An 18,455-nucleotide genomic window follows, 5' to 3' on the forward strand; every position below is an offset into this window, starting at 1 on the left:
GGAGACCATGAAGAAATTTATCAATCACGTCGACGATTTCCTTGCGGAGAGTCTCGCCGGGTTTGCAAGTGCGCATGCCGATCTCGTCGTGCTCAACCAGGAACCGCTGTTTGTCCGGCGCAAGGATCTTAAGCCCGGAAAGGTTGCGCTGATTTCGGGGGGCGGTTCAGGACACGAGCCCTTGCATTCTGGCTTTGTCGGCTATGGCATGCTCGATGCGGCATGTCCGGGGCAGATTTTCACGTCGCCGACGCCGGACCAGATGATGGCTGCCGCAAAAGCTGTCGATACCGGCGCGGGCGTGCTGTTCATCGTCAAGAATTATTCGGGCGATCTGATGAACTTCGAAATGGCATCCGAGATGTCGGACGTGCCGAACGCGATGGTGCTGATTAACGATGACGTCGCCGTCGAAAACTCCAGCTATACAACCGGACGGCGCGGCGTGGCAGGTGCGGTGATCGTCGAAAAGCTGGTCGGTAGCCTGGCGGAAAGCGGCGCGAATCTGGAAGAGTGCAAGGCATTTGGCGACAGGATCAACAAGCGGACGGCTTCGATGGGCGTTGCGTTCACAAGCTGCACGGTGCCGGCGGCGGGAACGCTGACGTTCAAGATCGGCGATGACGAAATTGAAGTCGGTGTAGGCATTCACGGCGAGCCGGGACGGCGTCGCGCGAAATTTGCGCCCGCCGATACGATTGTGGCTGAGTTGCTGACCGCGATCGTCGACGATCTGAAACCGGCGGCGGATGCGCAGTTGCTGGTGCTTGTTAACGGCCTTGGAGGCACGCCGCTCGGCGAGCTTTATCTGCTCTTTAACTCGACGCGCGCGTGGCTGCAGAAACGCGACCTGCGCATAGCGCGCGCGCAGGTCGGCCCGCTGACGACGTCGCTTGAAATGGCAGGTGCGTCCATCACGCTATGCGTGCTCGATGATGAAATGATGCGGCACTGGGATAGCGCGGTGCATACGCCGGGGTTGCGGTGGGGCAGATAGGCTGGGAGAAAAGCGTCAGTGACACAGGGAGGCGAGCTCGTTCGTCATCTGGCAACGATGCACCATGACGCGCACGCCTTCGTGCGACACCGCGAGCGCACCGCGGATGTCCTGCCCCAGCACGAGATCGAGACACGTCCAGCCCGAAATGGGGATGCCGTTGCGCGAGGCGCGCCAGCGGCCGTTACCTGGACATGGCCCGTCTTCTGTTACCCAGGCAGTCGGATCGCCGGACAGACCCGTACCGAGCGCCTTCAGCAACGCTTCCTTGCGGGTCCAGATGCCAAGCAAGGTCGCTAACGGATCGGGTTGTGCAGCGTCGAGCCTTGCGGTTTCGATTGCAGAGAATATGCCGCTCCCAAGGCCATTGATGTCCATGCCATCAATCCGGCGTTCTACATCCACGCCGAGATAGCGGGCCCATGCGAATGCGAACAGCGTCAGGCCTTCGGTGTGTGCAAGGTTGAACGCGAAGCCTGCAGCGCGAGGCCACAGAAGGATCGGCTTTCCGAAGTCACTGACGCTAAAGCGCAATGACTCCGGCTTGCAGGACAGATAGCCTCCGATCAGCCAGCGGAGCACGCTCCGTCGCGCGATAAAACAACGACGATGCCGTTCCTGCCGATAGGTGCGGGCGCGTGCCCGTTCGTCGCGCGAAAGCGTGTACGCGAGCGCCGAGCACATCGGTTCGATCAGATCGTCCCTCAGTGTCCACAGCGCTACGGCGTTGTTCGGTAGCGACAGGCGACTGCTGCATTGCAATGCCGGCGGCCGGCTACGTGGTGTCATAGGGCGGCCAGTCCACGGTCGAGCACGGCCGCGACGACATGCACGTTCGGCTCTGCGATCATGCCGTTGTGGTCGCCGGATACTTCTACGACCTCCAGGCCGGCGCGCGCGACGCGTCGCCAGAGCGGCAGCGGATCGCCGCGACCGTTCTGCCCGACGGCAGCGCGCACGTAGACGATCGGTCCCGCGTGATACGGACGGGGCCGGTAGATCGTCATCGCAACACGCATGGTTTCGCGGACGCGCTGCAGGACGGGCGGCATCGATGCATTGTGGCTGTCGGGACGATGCGCGAGACGCCCGACGCGCATCCGGATGAGATCGGCCGCGCCCAACGCCCTTTCGCGCAGATAGCCTGGCAGTTGCGTCACCGGTACCGCACGCAGTTTTCGCCAGTGATCGCTCACATAGCTCCATTGGTGACGAATGCGTGCGCGCCACGGCAGACAGTCTTCATGGACGTACGTATCGAGCAGGCACAGCAGTTCGATTTCTTCGCCTGCACGCTGGAGCTGCTGCGCGATTTCGAACGCGATCAGACCGCCGAATGAATAGCCGGTAACGGCGTAAGGGCCCGATGGCTGCACGGTGCGAATCTGTTCGATATAGCTGGCTGCAATGTCTTCGACGCGCCGTTGCGGCTGCTGGTCGCCGTCAAGGCCGCGCGCCTGCAGTCCGTAGACCGGACGGGCGCTGTGCAATGCACCCGCGAGCGCCCAGCATTCCATCACCGTGCCGCTTACGCCATGCACGAGAAATAGCGGTGTGCCGACGCCGGCGCGCACCGGCACCAGCATCGGCGAAGACGCTGGCAATGTCCCGCTTTCGATCACAGTGGCGAGCCGCGTGATCGTCGGCGCGATCAGCATGGTGGCGAGGGGGATTGCGCGCCCGGTTGAGTGGCGCACATCGGCGAGCAACCGCGCCGCGAGCAGCGAATTGCCGCCGAGCTCGAAGAAGTTGTCGTCGGACCTGATCGGGGAAAAGTCGAACAGGTTCCCCCACAAGGACTGCAGGTATCGCTCGAGTTCTTCGCGCGATGCGCCGGCGGGCGGCAATTCGCGGGTTGCCGGGTTCGGGGCCGTCTGCTTTCTGATCGCGTCGAGGCACGCCGGGTTGCGTAACGCGGAAGCGTTTCCGACCGGCACTCCATTGACCGCATTGCGCGCGGCCGCTTCAGACAGTTTGCCATTGTGCGTAACCGGCAATTCACTCACCGCGATGATCCGGTCGGGCACGTGCGCGGCCGACGCACGTTGCGCGAGTTCGCGGCGCACACGCGCGGTCAGCTCGGCCGTCAACGTCACGCCATCGCGCAGGACCAGTAATAGCACGATCATCGCCGGATCAATACTCCCCGATGGCGAGCGCTGTGCCAACGCATGACTTGAGCGTTGCTCGACCACAATCGCTTCGCGGATCTCGGGGGTGCCGTTGAGCACCCGATAGATCTCGCCCGGTCCAACGTTGATGCCGCGGACATTCAGCATGCCGTCAGACCGGCCGTGCAACCGGGCGCTGCCCTCCGGTGAAAACCCGATCAGGTCGCCGTGCGTCCAGACGCCAGCGTTGGCGGCGAAATAGGCAGCGTGAAAGGCGGTGCCGTCTGCGTCGCCGAGAAAGCCGAGAGGACGAGACGGAAATGGACGCGTGCAGACCAGTTGGCCGATTCCACTAGTGCGCGCGCCGTCGCGCCATGCCTGTACATCGAGGCCGAGGCTCTTGCATTGCGCTTCGCCCGCGTAGACCGGCAGGCTCGGATTGCCCAGCACGAAGCAGCCGAGTATGTCCGTGCCGCCCGAGATCGACTGCACGGGCAGTGGCTTGACGTGGTCGCGCACCCAGTCGAACTGGCTGTCGTAGAGCACGGCACCGCTGGACATCACGGTGCGCAACGCGTCGAGATCGAACTGCTTCCCTGGCGAGAGGCCCGCGTCCTCGCACATCTTCAGATACGCGGGGCTGGTGCCGAACACAGTAACGCGCTCGTCCGCGACAAGTCTCCACAAGGTATCGACGGCCAGAATCGGACCATCGTAAGTCACGATCTCGATACCTGACGCAAGTGCCGAGAGTTGCCAGTTCCACATCATCCATGCGCAGTTCGTGTGGAAGTACATTCGATCGCCGGGTCGCAGATCGCTGTGCAGCCGATGCTCTTTCAGATGTTCGAGCAGCGCTCCGCCAGCGCTGTGCACGATGCACTTCGGCTTGCCAGTGGTGCCCGACGAAAACATGATAAAGAGCGGATGCTCGAACGGAAAACGTTGCCACACGAAGCGGGCAGCTTCGCCGCCTTCGATGAGTTCATGCAGCGACAAGACCGGCTGCGTGACGCTGTCAGGCAACTCGCCGTCATCCAGGCAGACGATGCCTTGCAGCGACGGCAACACAGCCGCCAGATCGGCTATGTTCGTCGCAACCGGGTTGGCGTCGAAACGCTGCGGTGCGGTGTGTGCGAACAGCAACCGCGGTGCGAGCGGTGCGAAACGATCGATCAGCGCCTCCGCGCCCATCTCGGGCGCCGCCGTCGAAAGTGTCGCGCCGAGCGCCGTAACGGCCAGTGCCGTGACGATCGCATCAGCGTCGCTGCGCATCACGCAGACCACGCGATCGCCTTCGCGCAGTCCCCACGTGGAAAGCGCGTGCGCGAGGCGCGTCACGCGATCACGCAATTCGCCGCGCGTCAGGCGTACACGCCGGCCGTTCGCGTGACATGCGGTCAGTGCGGGCGAGTCTGCCGGCGCGACGGACAGTCCAAGCAGATTGTCTGCGTAGTTGAGCTGAACGTGTGGAAAGAAGCGCGCACGTTCGCACTCATCCCCGATGCACACGGGCTCCGTGCTGCCGGACCAGGCGAGGTCCTGCGACCATTCCACGAAGTATCGCCAGAACGTGCGGTACTCGTGCACCGAAAACGCGTGTAGCGCCTCGTAATCGGTGAAAACCTTTCCGGTGTGAAGCTGCAATGCCGCGGTAAATGCAGTCATTTGCGACGCTGCGATCTGCCCGGGCATGCTGCGATAAAACGGGACGCGTGTCGTAGCGATGCTGTGGTGCGGCATTGTGTCAAACATTTGACGGCGCTCCATATAGGTTCCACGTAGACGTGGCGAACGCCGTTTAGACCTTGCGATGCCTCGAAGGCAACATTTTTTTTGTCAAGGCTCCGCCTGGCACTGACCACGCTATTGAGTCTGACTGACTTGCAGAAACGCTCAGGACCACGCGATTGCGTGTGTTCGGATAGTCCAGACTAGAAGCTCGCAATTGTTTGCTATGTACGAAAACACACTCTGCGCGGTTCGGCTGCGTTGATCCGGATGACCGCTAAAACACAGCATCCCGGACCACGAAGCGCACTTCGATTCCTGCTTCGCCAGCGCAACGGTCGTGTGTTGTGAAGCACCGGACAGGTGCCGTCACGCGCGGTTTTGTGCGATGCGTCAGCACGCTCCGCGTCACAATAAAGCACGCATTCCAGTGCACAATTGAACAGAAGACCGCTGGTCGAGCGTTTGCTCAACGCGGCATATAACTTGCGTTGCAACGCGCGCCACGCGACGCGAAGAAACTGGAGGACGTCATGCTTGAGGCCGTGCCGGTTGTCGCAAGCAGGATAGTCGATGGTGAATCGATCCGCGCCGAGTTCTTCTGCGATACCGGGCGTTTGCGCATCATCGGCGGGGGAGTTGTGAGGGCGGAATGGTTTCCTCCTCACTCATGGGTCGCCATAGCGTCCGTTTCCGGGCATAGCCGATGGGGCACCCGACCCAATGAGAGAGACCTCCAGCTGCTGATCGACAACTTCATTGTCGGTGGCGCGCCGGGATAGAACGGCGGCGTCGCGTTCTCCTGAAGCGGCTTGATGCGCGCTTGCGGCAGCATCGAAAACAATACATTCACCACGCTCGCACCTCACCATCCTCCTGCCCGAACGCCGCGACAGGCCGATATCGTGCGCTTCCCGATGTTGTCATACCGACTACTTTAAATTTTGCACTGCACAGGCCTGTTTGTTGCATGGCAGGTGGCGCCGCTCGCGACGCTCACATTGGTGCTACGGAAGCAGAAGCATGGCAGGCGTCGCTTCGCGCGGATCGCCTGCCAGTGCGCGGGCTACATTCTTGCAACACTTCGCGCCAGACGGTGCGCGATGGTGTAAAAAGTTCTCTGAATGCCGGAAGAAAGTAGTTGGAGGGGGTTGTGATGATCGAAGATACGCGGTTGCGAAAGGGAGCCGTAAACGTTCCCGACAGTAGCTTCAATTCTGACGAGGAGTCGATGCCGGCCACAACGGGTGCGCGCTTCGGACGTCTTGCGCTTTGCGCTGCGTCGGCGAGCGCTTTGGCCCTTGGCGTGGTGGGTACGATCGCGTATGTCGTCTGGTTCAACCACGACCAGCGCATTTATGCCGAAGCAGTCATGAACGCGCGACAGGCGCTCCGGTTCACGGGCTTGAAACCGCCGGCACAACAAATCGCTTCGTCCGGTCAGATAGTGCTATCTCCGTCGCCTGCTGCCAGCGCAGTGCCCGTCGCGAGTGTGAGTCTCGCCGCATCCGCCTCTTCCGACGCGCCGGATCAGCTGGTAGCGAATTCCACGGGCGCTGCGGCGCCGCGCCCGGCTGCGCGCCCTGCGCCCGCGCCCGCGCTCGCGCATCGTTCCGGCAACAAGCAGGCGGCAAGCAACAGGCCCCCCAACAGCCTGCTCACCCGCATGGGTTCGTTCTTTCATCGCGCGAGCTATCGGCAGCATGGCACCGGAAACCAGCGGGACCTCTACTCCCATCCGTAAGGAACATCGCTCACAGCGTGCCGGCTTCATGCGCGCTTTCGCGATGCCGTTCCGGCCAGGTCCGGCAACGGTGGCCGGAGTATCGATGCTTTGTCTTCTGATCGGCCTTCTGTATCTCGCGCTGGAAATCAGGACGATCTTTTCCGACCAGATGAAGCAGGAATATGCGGGACTCGTTCTCGAGGCGGCCCAACGAGCGGAGGGTGCCCGCAACCGGGTCGGCGTGTGGCAGCAACTGTCCGATGGTGATGTTGCCAAACCGGAAGGCTATCGACAGGCACGTGCCGATCTCGCTGCACACCTTGCGTCACTCGCCGCGCTGGTGAATGCCAGCCCGTTCGACGCGCCGCGCATTCCGGGGTGGGTAGTGTTGCCGGATGCGAGTCTCCAGAATACGGACGCGTTGCTCAACCAGGCGTTGACGTATTGGACTGCACAGCGCGATCGCGACAGCGCTGACGTGCGCACCCGCATTTTTCGCGTGGCGGCCGTGCTGATCGCTTTGGCGGCGCTCGTGTCCGGCATATTGATCACCGCGTTAGCGATGTACACAAAGCGCACGCTGCATCTGGCTGGCCAGTCGCAGAAATTCGAACACGCCGCAACGCATGACGCGATGACCGGGCTGCCAAACAGGCGGAAACTGATTGATACGCTTGAGGAAGCCGTCGCCTGGTCGGCTGCTGAGCCGGTGCGCCGCAAGATTGCTGTTCTTTATGTCGATCTGGACGGGTTCAAACGAGTCAATGACTCGCTCGGCCATCACGCCGGTGATGAATTCCTGGTTGCTGTTTCCAGGCGCTTTCGTCAATCGGTTCGCCGGACTGACGTCGTCGCCCGGATCGGCGGCGACGAATTTGCCGTGCTGGTCCGCGAGTTTTCAACCCACGCCGAACTGGGCGAGATCGCGCGGCGTCTCATCGCCTGCGTGACTGAGGTAGATGCGCAGATGGGGAACGGACTTGTCCGTGCCAGCATCGGCATCGCCAGCTTTCCGGATCCCGTCAACGACTACCATCGTCTCCTCGCGGCAGCCGACGAAACGATGTACCAGGTCAAGCGGAACGGCAAGAACGGTTATGCGTTCACGGTGCGGGGCAATTGAACGGGATGGGTTTAGCGCCTGCACGAACTCAGGCGGGACGATCGATCCTCCGACGCCGGTTGGAAACATCGCGGCGACCATTCAGGCCGAATCGGAACTCGCAGCGCTAAGCGAAGGAGTTTTGTAAGTAAATTCCTTGGAGAATATCTAAAGAATTTCGCCGCAACGCCGACAATCTCATATGACGGAGAGGCGAACGGCAAACTCGTCGCTCAAAAAAAACTAACTTGAAAGAGAGAGCGAGGCCAGATGAACAAGATTGCAATGATTTTCCTTGGTGCGGCACTCGTGGGTGCGCTGAGTGGCTGTGCAGGTTCAAACTTCGTGCGTCCCGATGACGCCGTTCTGCAGAATGACAAAACCACAATTTCTGCAGTGCGGGAAACATACGGCAAGCCGTTTCGCGAGAGCAATGTCACGAAGAACGATCAGGACGTAACGCTTTTGTCCTATGCGTATGCGTCGACAGGCGGCACACCACTGGAAACCGGCGTGATACCTGCTCGATCGTTAGAGCTGGCCTTCTGGAAAGACAAGTTGGTGTCTAACGTCTTTAACTCTTCGTTTAAGGACGACGCCAGCACCTTCGATGCATCAAAGCGCACGCAAATTATCAAAGGCAAGACGACCCGTGAAGAAGTTGTCGGGCTACTTGGTCGACCAGCAGGCTACGCCGTTTACCCTGCGATCAAGGATAAAAATGGAAACGCGTTGGTGTATTCGTATCACACGACTAGCGGTTCAGCGTTTAATTTGAAGTTCTCGAGGCGTGATCTGATCGTGACGCTTGATCCGAAAGGAATTGTTAGCGATGTGAGTTACGAGTCGTCAGGTATGCAGTAGCAGGCCGGGCGAGCGTTGGAAATTGCCCGGACAGTATCTGGTCGGCGCGGAGAGGAGCCTTGGGGGCTTCTACCTGTCCGGTGAAGTGCATTCCCGACGCCTGGCAACCCATTGCCCTGTTTCACCCACCCGCATCACCAAAAACACCCACACACAGCAACCGGCCCGCCTCACTCAAACGCGCGGTGCCGGTCCCAGCCTCATCGAAAGTCGTTTCAACAAACCCGCCATCGACAAGCGCCGTCAACTGACGACGCAAACCGCTCATCGGCAGGCCGGCCTGCTTGGAGAGCTTCGCTAGCGACCACGCGCGCTCCGGCGTCTCCTGCGCCGCGCGCCACAGTTGCGCGAGTACCGCGACCAGCGCCGGATCGATTTCATCGTTCATCTGCGTCTCCGCTTTGGTTTTCTTAAAACACAACCTCAAGCCATCTGCGCAACAAGCTCACCCAGCGTCTTAAGGGCAGTTTCCGTCTCAGACGTCCACGCATAGCTGTAGTTCAGCCGGATGAAATGATGAAACTCATTGCGCGTCGAAAACATATAGCCCGGCCCGATCGTAATGCCACGCGCGAGCGCGGCCTGATAAAGCCGCATCGAATCGACGCGTTCCGGCAACTCAACCCACAACACATAACCACCCTGCGGTGCTGACGTACGCGTACCCGCTGGAAAGAACCGCTGCACCATCGCCGTCATCAGACGCGCGTGTTGCCGATAGACCCTGCGCACATGCCGCAGATGACGATCGTAGCCATCCTGCCGCAGATAATCCGCGACGGCGACCTGTGGCACGGAAGGCGTCGTGAGCGTATTCAGGAACTTGAGTTTCTCGACCTGCGCGCGATAACGTCCCGGCATTGCCCATCCGATACGATACGAAGCAGTCAGGCTTTTAGAGAACGACGCGCAATGCAGCACGAGCCCTTTAGTGTCGAAGTTCTTGAGCGTCGAAGGCCGTGCATCGCCGTAATAAAGCTCGTGATACACGTCGTTTTCAATAGCCGGAATATCGTGTGCCGCCAGCAGTTCAACCAGCTGCTTCTTCCGCCCATCCGGCATCTGGAACCCTAGCGGATTCTGAAAATTCGGCATGACCATACAGGCCGCGATCTTCTCTCTTGCGATGATCCGCGCGAGCACCTCAAGGTCGATGCCATTCACAGGATCAGTCGGCACTTCGATCGCGCGCATGCCGAGGCGTTCGATCGCGTGAAGCATCGCGTAGTAGGTCGGCGATTCGACGGCCACGGTATCGCCAGGTTTCGCGACCGCCTGCAGGCTGAGGTTGATGGCCTCCGTAGCGCCCACCGTGATGATGATTTCCTGCGGATCGACCGGCACGCCGTTTTCCGCGTAACGCCGCGCGATCTGGCGGATCAGTTCGGGATTGCCGGGCGGCAGATCGTCCATCAGGTTCCAGCTCGCGTGACGCCGCGCAATCGCGTTCGCGTACTGGTTGATGCGGCGCCAGGGAAACAGCGAAGGATCGGGATACGGCGAGCCGAGCGGCATCGCGTCGTTCGCACGAATGCTGCGAAGCGTCGACAGCACGAGCCGGCTCACATCGACTTCGGACGCCACCGCCGGCGCTTGCGGCGACGTTGGCCGCGTGGCCTGTGCCCGGGCGAACTCGCGCACGAAATAGCCGGATTGCGGCCGTGTCTCGACCACGCCACGCCCTTCAAGTAGTGCGTACGCATGCAGCACGGTCTTGATGCTCACGCCGTGCTGCTGGCTCGCCTGCCGCACCGATGGAATGCGCTCTCCCACAGCGAACACGCCATTCCGCACGGCGGCTTCGATTTCGTCGGCGAGTTTTTCGTAGAGCTTCACGGCGTCGAAGGCCCCGGCAATGGAATCCCGCCAGTCTATCGCGGTACAGTACAGACTGTACTCCTCGAATTTCACGATTTCTGTGCGCCGCATTCATTTTGGAACACAGTACGCTTCGTCCATCGGCACATCCGCCTGCTTATCCGTCTGCCCGGCGACACGATCATGAAGAAACCCGAAGCGCGTATCGAACCGTACACGCACCCCGCAGCAGGCTGGGGCGCGCTCAAATATGTCGCGCTCAACCTCCTCAAGGAGAAGGTCGCAGGCGGCAACTACCGCACGCTGCTCGCACAGAACCAGCCGGACGGTTTCGATTGCCCCGGTTGCGCATGGCCGGATCGCGAACACGCATCGACCTTCGAATTCTGCGAAAACGGCGTCAAGGCCGTCGCCGCCGAAGCAACCAGCAAGCGCGCCACGCCCGCACTCTTCGAGCAGTTCACAGTAGCGGACCTGATGACCCAGTCCGACTTCGAACTGGAGCAGCACGGCCGCCTGACCGATCCGCTCGTCTACGACGCCCGGCGCGACCGCTACGTCCCGATCTCGTGGGACGCCGCCTTCGACCTGATTGCCCGTCACCTGAATCAACTCGACGACCCCGACCGCGCCGCGTTCTACACCTCCGGCCGCGCGAGCAACGAGGCCGCGTTCCTGTACCAGTTGTTCGTGCGCATGTACGGCACGAACAACTTCCCCGACTGCTCGAACATGTGCCACGAAGCGACGAGCCGCGGCTTGCCGCACACTGTCGGCGTCGGCAAGGGGACAGTGACGCTCGATGACTTCGAGCACGCCGACACGCTCCTGCTCTTCGGCCAGAATCCCGCGACGAACCATCCGCGCATGCTGGGCGAACTGCGCGAGTGTGCGAAGCGCGGCGCGACCATCGTGTCGATCAATCCGCTGAAGGAGCGTGGGCTCGAGCGTTTCGCGAGCCCACAGCATCCGGTCGAAATGATCACGATGGGCAGCACGAAAATCAGCTCGGTCTTTATCCGCCCGAAAGTCGGCGGCGATTTCGCGCTGATCAAGGGCGTGGCGAAGCGCGTGATCGAACTCGATGACGAAGCGGTGACCTCAAATCTGGAACGTGTGCTGGACGTCGATTTCATTGCAGGGCACACCGTCGGTTTCGACGCATTCGCCGACGATCTGCGTGCCGAAAGCTGGGATGCGATCGTCGCGGAATCGGGCGTGCCATTCGAAGACGTGCTCAAGCTTGCCGACATCTACGTCAAAGGTCGCGCTGTCATTTCAACGTGGGGCATGGGTCTCACGCAGCACAAAAACTCGGTGCCGACGGTGCAACTGCTGTCGAACCTGATGATGATGCGCGGGAACATCGGCCGGCGCGGCGCGGGCCTGTGTCCGGTGCGCGGACACTCGAACGTGCAGGGCGACCGCACAGTCGGCATCGAAGAAAAGCCGACGCAGCAGTTCCTCGACCGCCTCGGCGAAGTCTACGATTTCGAGCCGCCGCGCGAACATGGCCTCGACGTCGTGAACACGATTCAGGCGATGCTCGATGGCAAGGTGAAAGTATTCATCGGGCTTGGCGGCAATTTCTCGATCGCGACGCCTGACACGCCGCGCACGTGGGACGCGATGCGCGCGTGCGATCTGACCGTGCACATCACGACGAAGCTGAACCGCAGCCATCTCGTGCATGGCCGCGACGCGCTGATCCTGCCGACGCTCGGTCGCACCGAAATCGATCTGCAGAAAGGCGTGACGCAGGGCGTAAGCGTCGAGGACTCGATGAGCATGGTCCACATCTCATACGGCATGAACAAGCCGGCCTCGGAGCATCTGCTGTCGGAAATCGCGATCGTCGCGCGCATGGCGCATGCAACGCTCGGCAGCGCGAAAGTCGACTGGCTCGCGCACGCCGACAATTACGCGCTGATCCGCGACGGCATCGCGAAAGTGATCGACGGTTTCGCGGATTACAACGAGCGGCTCAAACAGCCGGGCGGTTTTCATCTGGGCGTCGCGTCGCGCGATCGCATCTGGCATACGCCGAGCCGCAAGGCGCAGTTCATCGTGCACGCGATCTCCGTCGATACGCCGATCCACCGCGCGCGTGCGCTTCACGGCGAACGCCTGATGACGCTCATGACGACGCGTTCACACGACCAGTACAACACGACGATCTACGGCCTCGACGACCGCTATCGCGGCGTATACGGCCAGCGGCGCGTGCTGTTCGCCAATAAGGACGACATCGCGATGCTGGGCTTTAAGGCTGGCGAGCGCGTCGACATCACCAGCGTATGGGACGACGGCATCGAGCGGCGCGCGGACGGTTTTCTGCTCGTCGAATATGACATTCCGCGCGGTTGTCTCGGCGCGTATTACCCGGAGACGAATCCGCTCGTGCCGTTGTCTTCCGTAGCCGATGGCGCGGGCACGCCGACTTCGAAGTCGATTCCAGTTCTGCTCACCGCCAGCGCGACAACTATGTTCCCACCAGCGCGGCAGGAAACATCTCGACGCGAGGCGGCATCGGTTTGACCGGGTAGCCGAGGCGCCGCCACGCGTCGAGACCGCCCGTCAGCGACAGCGCGTGGGAAAAGCCATCCTTGTGCAACTGCTCGCACATTTTCCGCGAGCTCGAATTGTTCTCGCAAAAGCAGTACACGACGATGCTGCGACCCATCACCTTCGATCGCAGTGGTGCGGCTGAATTCAGGTCGAGCAGCAATGCGCCGGGAATGAGCCATGGATCCTGATCGCGAACCGCTTCAGGCCTCGCATCGACGACGATGGGCGGAGACTGCGAATGCATCATCGCGTCGAGCTGTTCCGGCGAGACCTTCATGTGCGCAATGCGCCTGCGAAAGTTCAGGCGTTGCCAGTATCGATACGCCAGATAGAGCACGGCGGCCGCGGCGATGACGTCGAAGATCGTCGCGCCGTGCGATCTGACGATCGCCATGAACTTTGACACATGCTGCTCGAAGGCCGCGCCGCCCAGCAGCCAGAATGCGGCCCACGCGAGCGTGCCGGCCGTGTCCCACGCGAAATACGCTGTCGCGGCAACACTGGTCGCGCCCATCAGCGGCGGCGTAGCGAGCGCAAGACCCGGCACGAACTTGCAGACACCGACGATCGGCAAGCCGAACCGCTCGAAGAGGCTGCGCGCGTGCCGTACGCCGGTTGCGACCGTCAGCGACAGGCGCGCGAGTGTGTCAATGAGCCGGCGACCGAAGCGCCGTCCGGCTGCGAACCAGATGCAGTCGCCGAGCAGCGCGGCGGCCACGGCCGCGAACAGGATGTGCGTGAACGACAGCGTCCCGTTGCCGATCGCGGAGCCGGCGAAGACGAGCACGGGAATCGCGGGCAGCGGCACGCCGAGGCGGGTCAGCAACACGTTGCCGAACACCACCACCGCGCCCCACGTCGCGATCGCCGCTGCGGGAAACTCGATCACCTGCTGGCTCCTGTCACGTCCGGATACCGCCTGCCACTTACCCTGCCGCATCCTGCTTATTGTGCCGCGTCGTCCGATGGCGCGCTTGTCGCCGCCCAGACCGTCATCCTGCCCTTGAAGCGATCAGCGTCACCGGCACGCCCAGACAACCGGTGCTTCTCGCGATCTGCAGATCGCGCCAGGCCGACGCGCTGCTCTGGTCGAGGATCATCGGCTGGATGCGAAGGTCCGGCCGCAGTACGTTGAACGGCCATGTCGGGCGCCGCAACCGTTCGTGGACGACCGAGCCGAGCCAGATCGGCGTCGGCGCGCCTCCGCGTTGATGCTCGACCGCGTAATCTGTCGTCCAGAAACGCAGGACGTCGCGCTGGTCGGCGGCCGCATCGGCGCGGATGAAGACGAGTGTCGACGGTTCGCCGTTGTTCAGCTTGGGCAACGCGGGCAGGTCCACCGCTGTCACATCGGGTGAAACGAGCGAGAGCACGCTGCGCGCGGAAAGCGGTGTGCCTTCCACCCAGCCGCGGCTCAGCAGCTGCGTGCGCACCTGGTCGGCGGTGGCGGTCCACTGCACGGTGATCGGCTCGCGGCGGTCGCCTTCCATGCTGGAGCGATAACAGGAAAATGTGCGCCATACCCGGTCGGTCCATTGGACCGGTGTAATGACAATCGGTGCAGGCGGCTTCGCGGCGTTCATCCACGCGCTCCGCTGGACGGCATCCAGTTGGGCCCCGACGGCGAGGCCGATCAAGAGGAGAACCACGAGCGGCATGAGCGGCCGCGGCGGCGGGTTTGAAGGATGTCGCCACACGGCGGTCAACGCAACGAGAAACACCCAGATGGCCGCGAGCGCGGCGCCGCCGAGCGCGGCCGAAAACGAGAATAGCCCCGAGTACAGGCCCGAAAGCGCGACCGCAACGAGGATCGCGGTGGTGGTTGTCGCAACCAGAATCTGCGACAGCAGGCCGACGCGGCGCGCGAGCAGAAACGCGAGAAATCCGTAGATGACCACCGCACCCGCGACATGATTGCTCGGAAACGCGCGCACGCTGGAGGTCACGGATGCCGTCGACAAACCCGAGGCAGCAATCTGGATCGCGAGGATAAGCACCTGGGAAAATACAACGGCGATAAGCCAGTACAGGACGGTGCGCCAGCGGCGCTCGACCGCCATCCATATGACGGCGAAAAGCGCCAGGATTGAAAGCGTGAGCGTACTGCCGAACGTCGAGAGCGCAAAAATCGCCTTGTCGTACAGCGAAGCGTGAAAGGACCGCAGGAACCGGTACACCGACATATCCACCTGAACCAGCGGATTGCCGCTCGCGACATCGTTGAGCGTGGAGATGAACACGGCACCCGAAACCAGCAGCAGCAACGAGATGCCGACGATCAGCCCGGTGGCCGGATTGTCCGGATCCAGCGTGCGCAGGACGATGCGGCCGATTGCGTGCGGGTTGTGTTTCGCCCAGTACAGCAGGCGTTGGCGCGAGACATCGGTCCAGTTTCGCGCGTGCGACACGATCACGCCGATGAGCTTGACCGTCATCCAGCCGATTGCCACGAAGATCGCGACAACGATCACGAGCCGGAACGACACGGCGCCGGCCAGCTCCATCGATGCGCCGAACACCACGCCCGGCAGAATATGCGCGGGCGCCCAGAGCAGCGCCGACAGGACGTTGACCGCGAAAAAGCGCAGGCGCGACATGCCCATCATGCCCGCGACGACCGGCACGATCGCGCGTACCGGTGCGATGAAGCGCGCGAAGATCACGCTCTTGGCGCCGTGTTTCTCGAAGTATGTCTTGCCCGCCTTAAGGAGCCCGGGGTGCGAACGGAACGGCCACAGACGCATGATCGTCGTCTTGTGACGGGCGCCGAACCAGTAGCTGGCGGCATCGCCCGCGATGGCGCCGCCGATCGCGCACGCCATCACCCAGCCCAGATTGAGCGAGCCGGTGCCGACCAGCGCGCCCGCAATGAACATCGCAGTGCTGCCTGGCACGAAGGTGCCGATGACGGCGATCGCTTCGAAGAACGCGGCAAGCACGACGACCGCAAGCGCCCACGACGGATTCGCAGTCAGAAAATGCAGCAACTGGAAGTAGGCGTGCTCCATCAGCGGGTGTGTGTCCTTCGGGGCGGGTGGGTTTTAAACATCGGAAACATAGCACGCGATCACTTTATTCCGCTCGCCACGAGCCAGCGTCTGAAGCGGCTGCGCCATCGGGCCGCTGTCCGCAGCAGCTTCGTCACTACTGAGGTTTGTCCCGATTGGGGCGCAAGGCGATAGTGGGACAATTGGACCCCGATAAACACCACGGCTCAGTGGGAAAGGGGACAAACATGCATCGTTCGATCTATCTCGCGGCCATTCCGGCTGCTTTTGTCGCCGGTCTCCTCGCGTCTCATCTGGGCACGCCGGCCCATGCGCAAACGCCCGAGACAAAGCTCGCGCCGCAGATCATCGATGTCGGCGCGATGAGCGATGCAGACGTAGGCCCGGTAGTTCCGAATCTCGGCACCTTGCGCTCAAAAGGTCTGGTTACGACGCCGTCCGGGACCGTCGCTGTCCAGACCGGCAATGTTCCGAAGCACACACATACGGGCTCCGACGAAATCCAGTACGTGATTTCGGGCAGCGGGACGTTCTGGCTGGGTAACGAACAGCGTCAGATTCATCCCGGCGACCTCATCATCATCCCCAAAGGCACGGTACACGCCGGTGCCGAGGCGACGACCGGCGAGTTCAAGGTGCTTGCGATCAAACTGCCGCCACAGGCGCCGGGCGACCTGCACCTGGTGCAGTGAGGCGGTGCCGCCACGTCCATCCATTCGAGCCTCCCCATGAATACTTCAAGCGCTGCCGCACATCGATACGAAGGCCACGTCGAACTGTGGCTGATCCGACATGGCGAAACGGAGTGGAGCCTGTCCGGCCAGCACACAGGCCGCACCGATATTCCGCTGACCGAACGCGGACACAAACAGGCGCAGCTGCTCGCACCGCTCCTCGCCACGCAGCACTTCGACAGGGTGCTGACGAGCCCGATGTCGCGCGCAATCCAGACGTGTCGCGAGACGGGGCTGGGCGAGCGCGCAGAAGTCGAACGCGATCTGCACGAATGGGACTACGGCATCTACGAGGGACGCACGACATCCGCGATCCGTGAAACCGTGCCCGGCTGGTCCGTGTGGGATTCGCCGATTCCTGAAGGCGAAAGCCTCGAACAGATCCAGACGCGCGCGCGCTCGCTGATCGAGCGCCTGCTCGCATCGCAGGGACGCATCGCACTCTTTTCGCACGCGCATTTTCTGCGTGTGCTGGGCGGCTGCTGGATGGGCGATTCGGCGGCGCTCGGTGCGCATCTGATCCTCGATACGGCTTCGATCAGCATCCTCGGCTTCGATCGTGACAACCGGGCGCTGCGTCAGTGGAACGTGCGCTGTTCCGAAGCTGAATGACGCGTCCTGCGGCAACGTCGTCCAGCGAAGCCTCTGCATTGAAGGCTATTGCGAAACGTCGATACGTCCGTACACCCCGGTGGTCGGCGTAGGCCCTGCCGCGAAGAAGAGCGTGTTGACCGGCTGGTTGTCGACACCGTTGCCGAACGCGATGCCCCATATGCCGGGCTGTTTGATGCTCGAACCGTTGGCCTGCGTGAGCGGCCCGAGTGACGCGCCGGAATTTGGGTCGAACGCGTTGATCGTACCGTCGCCGAAGTTGCCGACCAGCAGGTCGTTGCTGAACTTCCCGAAGTTCGCGGGCGCCATCGCCACGCCCCATGGCGAGTTGAGCACGCCGCCCGCCGAGATGCGTTTCACGAAGCGGCCGGCGCTGTCGAACGCGTCCACCACGCCGTTGCCTGCGCCGTTGGTCTGGGTGCGGCCGTCGGGTCCGCGAACCGCGTACGTCACGTAGATCACGCTGCCGATCGCCTGGATGCCGAACGGCGCCATGCCGGCGGGCAGATTCGGATCGGTGAAGTTGCCCAGCAACTGGACCTTGTTGAAAGCCGCATCGAAGATGTCGACCTTTCCATTGTGAAAGTCGGCTGCGTACAGCATGTTATTGCCGGTGTTCTGCGCAAGCGCGAGGCCCTTGTACACGGCGCCGCCTGCGCCGTCGTCGTGCGCTGTGACGGCCTGTGTCGGCAGCACCTTCGGCGACCAGCCGGCGATCGTGCCGGCGTCCGTGGCCCACAGGAATATGGCGTTCGCTGTCAGGCCGTTCGCCGTCACCTTGAAGTCCGTGCTGCTGTTGAATACGATGCCCGTTGGGCCCGCAGCCTGGCCGCTCGCGGCTGGCGGGATCGTCACCACCAGCGCCTGTGGCACGCCGTTGCCGTCATACAGCGTCGACTTGTGCGTGTTGTTATCCGAGACCCAGACGAAGCCGGTCGGATTGAACACGATGCCCCAGCCGTTCTTCAGATTGGGATCGGTGTTTGGCGCCGTGACGCTGCCATCCGAAACAAGCACTGCCGCCTTGAACTGTCCGGGTGTGGGCATGCCGGAATTCGAACTGCCGCCGCCGCCGCACGCGACGACGCCCAACACGGTTGCGCCGGCCAGCGCGAGTGCAATTGCAAGTTTTCGCATGCGAGTCTCCTGATTCGATGGACGAACTGATCCGCGCGGCCGGAACG

15 protein-coding genes are annotated in these 18,455 nt (G+C 62.2%); 8 read left to right on the forward strand and 7 right to left on the reverse strand.

What is annotated here, in order from left to right; genetic code table 11:
* The first annotated feature begins 7 nt into the window (after positions 1 to 7).
* Positions 8 to 997 (forward strand): dihydroxyacetone kinase subunit DhaK, encoded by a 990-nt coding sequence (gene dhaK / locus P3T16_RS25430; protein WP_429253989.1) that lies wholly within the window; start codon positions 8 to 10, stop codon positions 995 to 997.
* A gap of 15 nt (positions 998 to 1,012) precedes the next feature.
* On the opposite strand, the gene P3T16_RS25435 is transcribed toward dhaK, so the two are convergent.
* On the reverse strand, positions 1,013 to 1,786 hold the full coding sequence (locus tag P3T16_RS25435) for a 4'-phosphopantetheinyl transferase family protein (RefSeq protein ID WP_429344384.1): 774 nt from the start codon (positions 1,784 to 1,786) through the stop codon (positions 1,013 to 1,015).
* On the reverse strand, positions 1,783 to 4,776 hold the full coding sequence (locus tag P3T16_RS25440; RefSeq protein ID WP_429344385.1) for an acetoacetate--CoA ligase: 2,994 nt from the start codon (positions 4,774 to 4,776) through the stop codon (positions 1,783 to 1,785). Before P3T16_RS25440 ends, P3T16_RS25435 begins: the two co-directional genes overlap by 4 nt.
* Before the next feature lie 596 nt (positions 4,777 to 5,372).
* Between P3T16_RS25440 and P3T16_RS25445 the strand changes: the two genes are divergently transcribed.
* From P3T16_RS25445 to P3T16_RS25460, 4 genes are all read left to right on the forward strand, one after another.
* On the forward strand, positions 5,373 to 5,621 hold the full coding sequence (locus tag P3T16_RS25445) for a hypothetical protein (RefSeq protein ID WP_429253992.1): 249 nt from the start codon (positions 5,373 to 5,375) through the stop codon (positions 5,619 to 5,621).
* A 449-nt stretch (positions 5,622 to 6,070) separates the two neighbouring features.
* Positions 6,071 to 6,583 carry a hypothetical protein gene (locus P3T16_RS25450; protein ID WP_429253993.1) on the forward strand — a complete coding sequence of 171 codons (513 nt, stop codon included), beginning with the start codon at positions 6,071 to 6,073 and terminating at the stop codon, positions 6,581 to 6,583.
* A complete protein-coding gene (locus P3T16_RS25455; RefSeq protein WP_429344386.1) occupies positions 6,543 to 7,688 on the forward strand; it encodes a diguanylate cyclase domain-containing protein in 1,146 nt (381 codons plus the stop codon). Before P3T16_RS25450 ends, P3T16_RS25455 begins: the two co-directional genes overlap by 41 nt.
* A 249-nt stretch (positions 7,689 to 7,937) precedes the next feature.
* Entirely contained in the window at positions 7,938 to 8,531 is a 594-nt protein-coding gene (locus P3T16_RS25460) for a hypothetical protein (RefSeq protein ID WP_429253996.1), read from the forward strand.
* 121 nt (positions 8,532 to 8,652) lie between these two features.
* On the opposite strand, the gene P3T16_RS25465 is transcribed toward P3T16_RS25460, so the two are convergent.
* The gene (locus tag P3T16_RS25465) at positions 8,653 to 8,919 is read right to left on the reverse strand and encodes a helix-turn-helix domain-containing protein (RefSeq protein ID WP_429344387.1); all 267 of its coding nucleotides are present in this window, start codon (positions 8,917 to 8,919) and stop codon (positions 8,653 to 8,655) included.
* Positions 8,920 to 8,954: 35 nt separating this feature from the next.
* Positions 8,955 to 10,367: a PLP-dependent aminotransferase family protein gene (locus tag P3T16_RS25470; RefSeq protein ID WP_429344451.1), complete on the reverse strand. Its 1,413-nt coding sequence runs from the start codon at positions 10,365 to 10,367 to the stop codon at positions 8,955 to 8,957.
* 165 nt (positions 10,368 to 10,532) lie between these two features.
* Here P3T16_RS25470 and P3T16_RS25475 point away from each other — a divergent pair, with 165 nt between their 5' ends.
* Positions 10,533 to 12,887 (forward strand): FdhF/YdeP family oxidoreductase, encoded by a 2,355-nt coding sequence (locus tag P3T16_RS25475; protein WP_429344388.1) that lies wholly within the window; start codon positions 10,533 to 10,535, stop codon positions 12,885 to 12,887.
* Here the strand turns inward: P3T16_RS25475 and P3T16_RS25480 are convergent.
* Entirely contained in the window at positions 12,832 to 13,806 is a 975-nt protein-coding gene (locus tag P3T16_RS25480) for a VTT domain-containing protein (protein ID WP_429344389.1), read from the reverse strand. The genes P3T16_RS25475 and P3T16_RS25480 overlap by 56 nt on opposite strands.
* A 103-nt stretch (positions 13,807 to 13,909) precedes the next feature.
* On the reverse strand, positions 13,910 to 15,925 hold the full coding sequence (locus P3T16_RS25485; protein ID WP_429344390.1) for a VTT domain-containing protein: 2,016 nt from the start codon (positions 15,923 to 15,925) through the stop codon (positions 13,910 to 13,912).
* A gap of 227 nt (positions 15,926 to 16,152) precedes the next feature.
* Here P3T16_RS25485 and P3T16_RS25490 point away from each other — a divergent pair, with 227 nt between their 5' ends.
* Complete coding sequence (locus P3T16_RS25490; protein ID WP_429344391.1) at positions 16,153 to 16,617, forward strand: cupin domain-containing protein; 465 nt, start codon at positions 16,153 to 16,155, stop codon at positions 16,615 to 16,617.
* Positions 16,618 to 16,653: 36 nt separating this feature from the next.
* Positions 16,654 to 17,271: a histidine phosphatase family protein gene (locus P3T16_RS25495; protein ID WP_429344392.1), complete on the forward strand. Its 618-nt coding sequence runs from the start codon at positions 16,654 to 16,656 to the stop codon at positions 17,269 to 17,271.
* Between the two features lie 45 nt (positions 17,272 to 17,316).
* Here P3T16_RS25495 and P3T16_RS25500 read toward each other — a convergent pair whose 3' ends face one another.
* Positions 17,317 to 18,408, reverse strand: coding sequence for a TIGR03118 family protein (locus tag P3T16_RS25500; protein ID WP_429254004.1), 1,092 nt, complete (start codon positions 18,406 to 18,408; stop codon positions 17,317 to 17,319).
* Positions 18,409 to 18,455: the final 47 nt, after the last annotated feature.

Origin of the sequence: Paraburkholderia sp. GAS42 (assembly GCF_050436565.1) — a bacterium.
Taxonomy (GTDB): domain Bacteria; phylum Pseudomonadota; class Gammaproteobacteria; order Burkholderiales; family Burkholderiaceae; genus Paraburkholderia.

Excerpts from the sequence above, each read along its gene's own strand:
- dhaK (WP_429253989.1), top strand. The coding sequence starts at position 8 with ATGAAGAAATTTATCAATCACGTCGACGATTTCCTTGCGGAGAGTCTC.
- P3T16_RS25435 (WP_429344384.1), bottom strand. The coding sequence starts at position 1,786 with ATGACACCACGTAGCCGGCCGCCGGCATTGCAATGCAGCAGTCGCCTG.
- P3T16_RS25440 (WP_429344385.1), bottom strand. The coding sequence starts at position 4,776 with ATGACTGCATTTACCGCGGCATTGCAGCTTCACACCGGAAAGGTTTTC.
- P3T16_RS25445 (WP_429253992.1), top strand. The coding sequence starts at position 5,373 with ATGCTTGAGGCCGTGCCGGTTGTCGCAAGCAGGATAGTCGATGGTGAA.
- P3T16_RS25450 (WP_429253993.1), top strand. The coding sequence starts at position 6,071 with ATGCCGGCCACAACGGGTGCGCGCTTCGGACGTCTTGCGCTTTGCGCT.
- P3T16_RS25455 (WP_429344386.1), top strand. The coding sequence starts at position 6,543 with ATGGCACCGGAAACCAGCGGGACCTCTACTCCCATCCGTAAGGAACAT.
- P3T16_RS25460 (WP_429253996.1), top strand. The coding sequence starts at position 7,938 with ATGAACAAGATTGCAATGATTTTCCTTGGTGCGGCACTCGTGGGTGCG.
- P3T16_RS25465 (WP_429344387.1), bottom strand. The coding sequence starts at position 8,919 with ATGAACGATGAAATCGATCCGGCGCTGGTCGCGGTACTCGCGCAACTG.
- P3T16_RS25475 (WP_429344388.1), top strand. The coding sequence starts at position 10,533 with ATGAAGAAACCCGAAGCGCGTATCGAACCGTACACGCACCCCGCAGCA.
- P3T16_RS25485 (WP_429344390.1), bottom strand. The coding sequence starts at position 15,925 with ATGGAGCACGCCTACTTCCAGTTGCTGCATTTTCTGACTGCGAATCCG.
- P3T16_RS25490 (WP_429344391.1), top strand. The coding sequence starts at position 16,153 with ATGCATCGTTCGATCTATCTCGCGGCCATTCCGGCTGCTTTTGTCGCC.
- P3T16_RS25495 (WP_429344392.1), top strand. The coding sequence starts at position 16,654 with ATGAATACTTCAAGCGCTGCCGCACATCGATACGAAGGCCACGTCGAA.
- P3T16_RS25500 (WP_429254004.1), bottom strand. The coding sequence starts at position 18,408 with ATGCGAAAACTTGCAATTGCACTCGCGCTGGCCGGCGCAACCGTGTTG.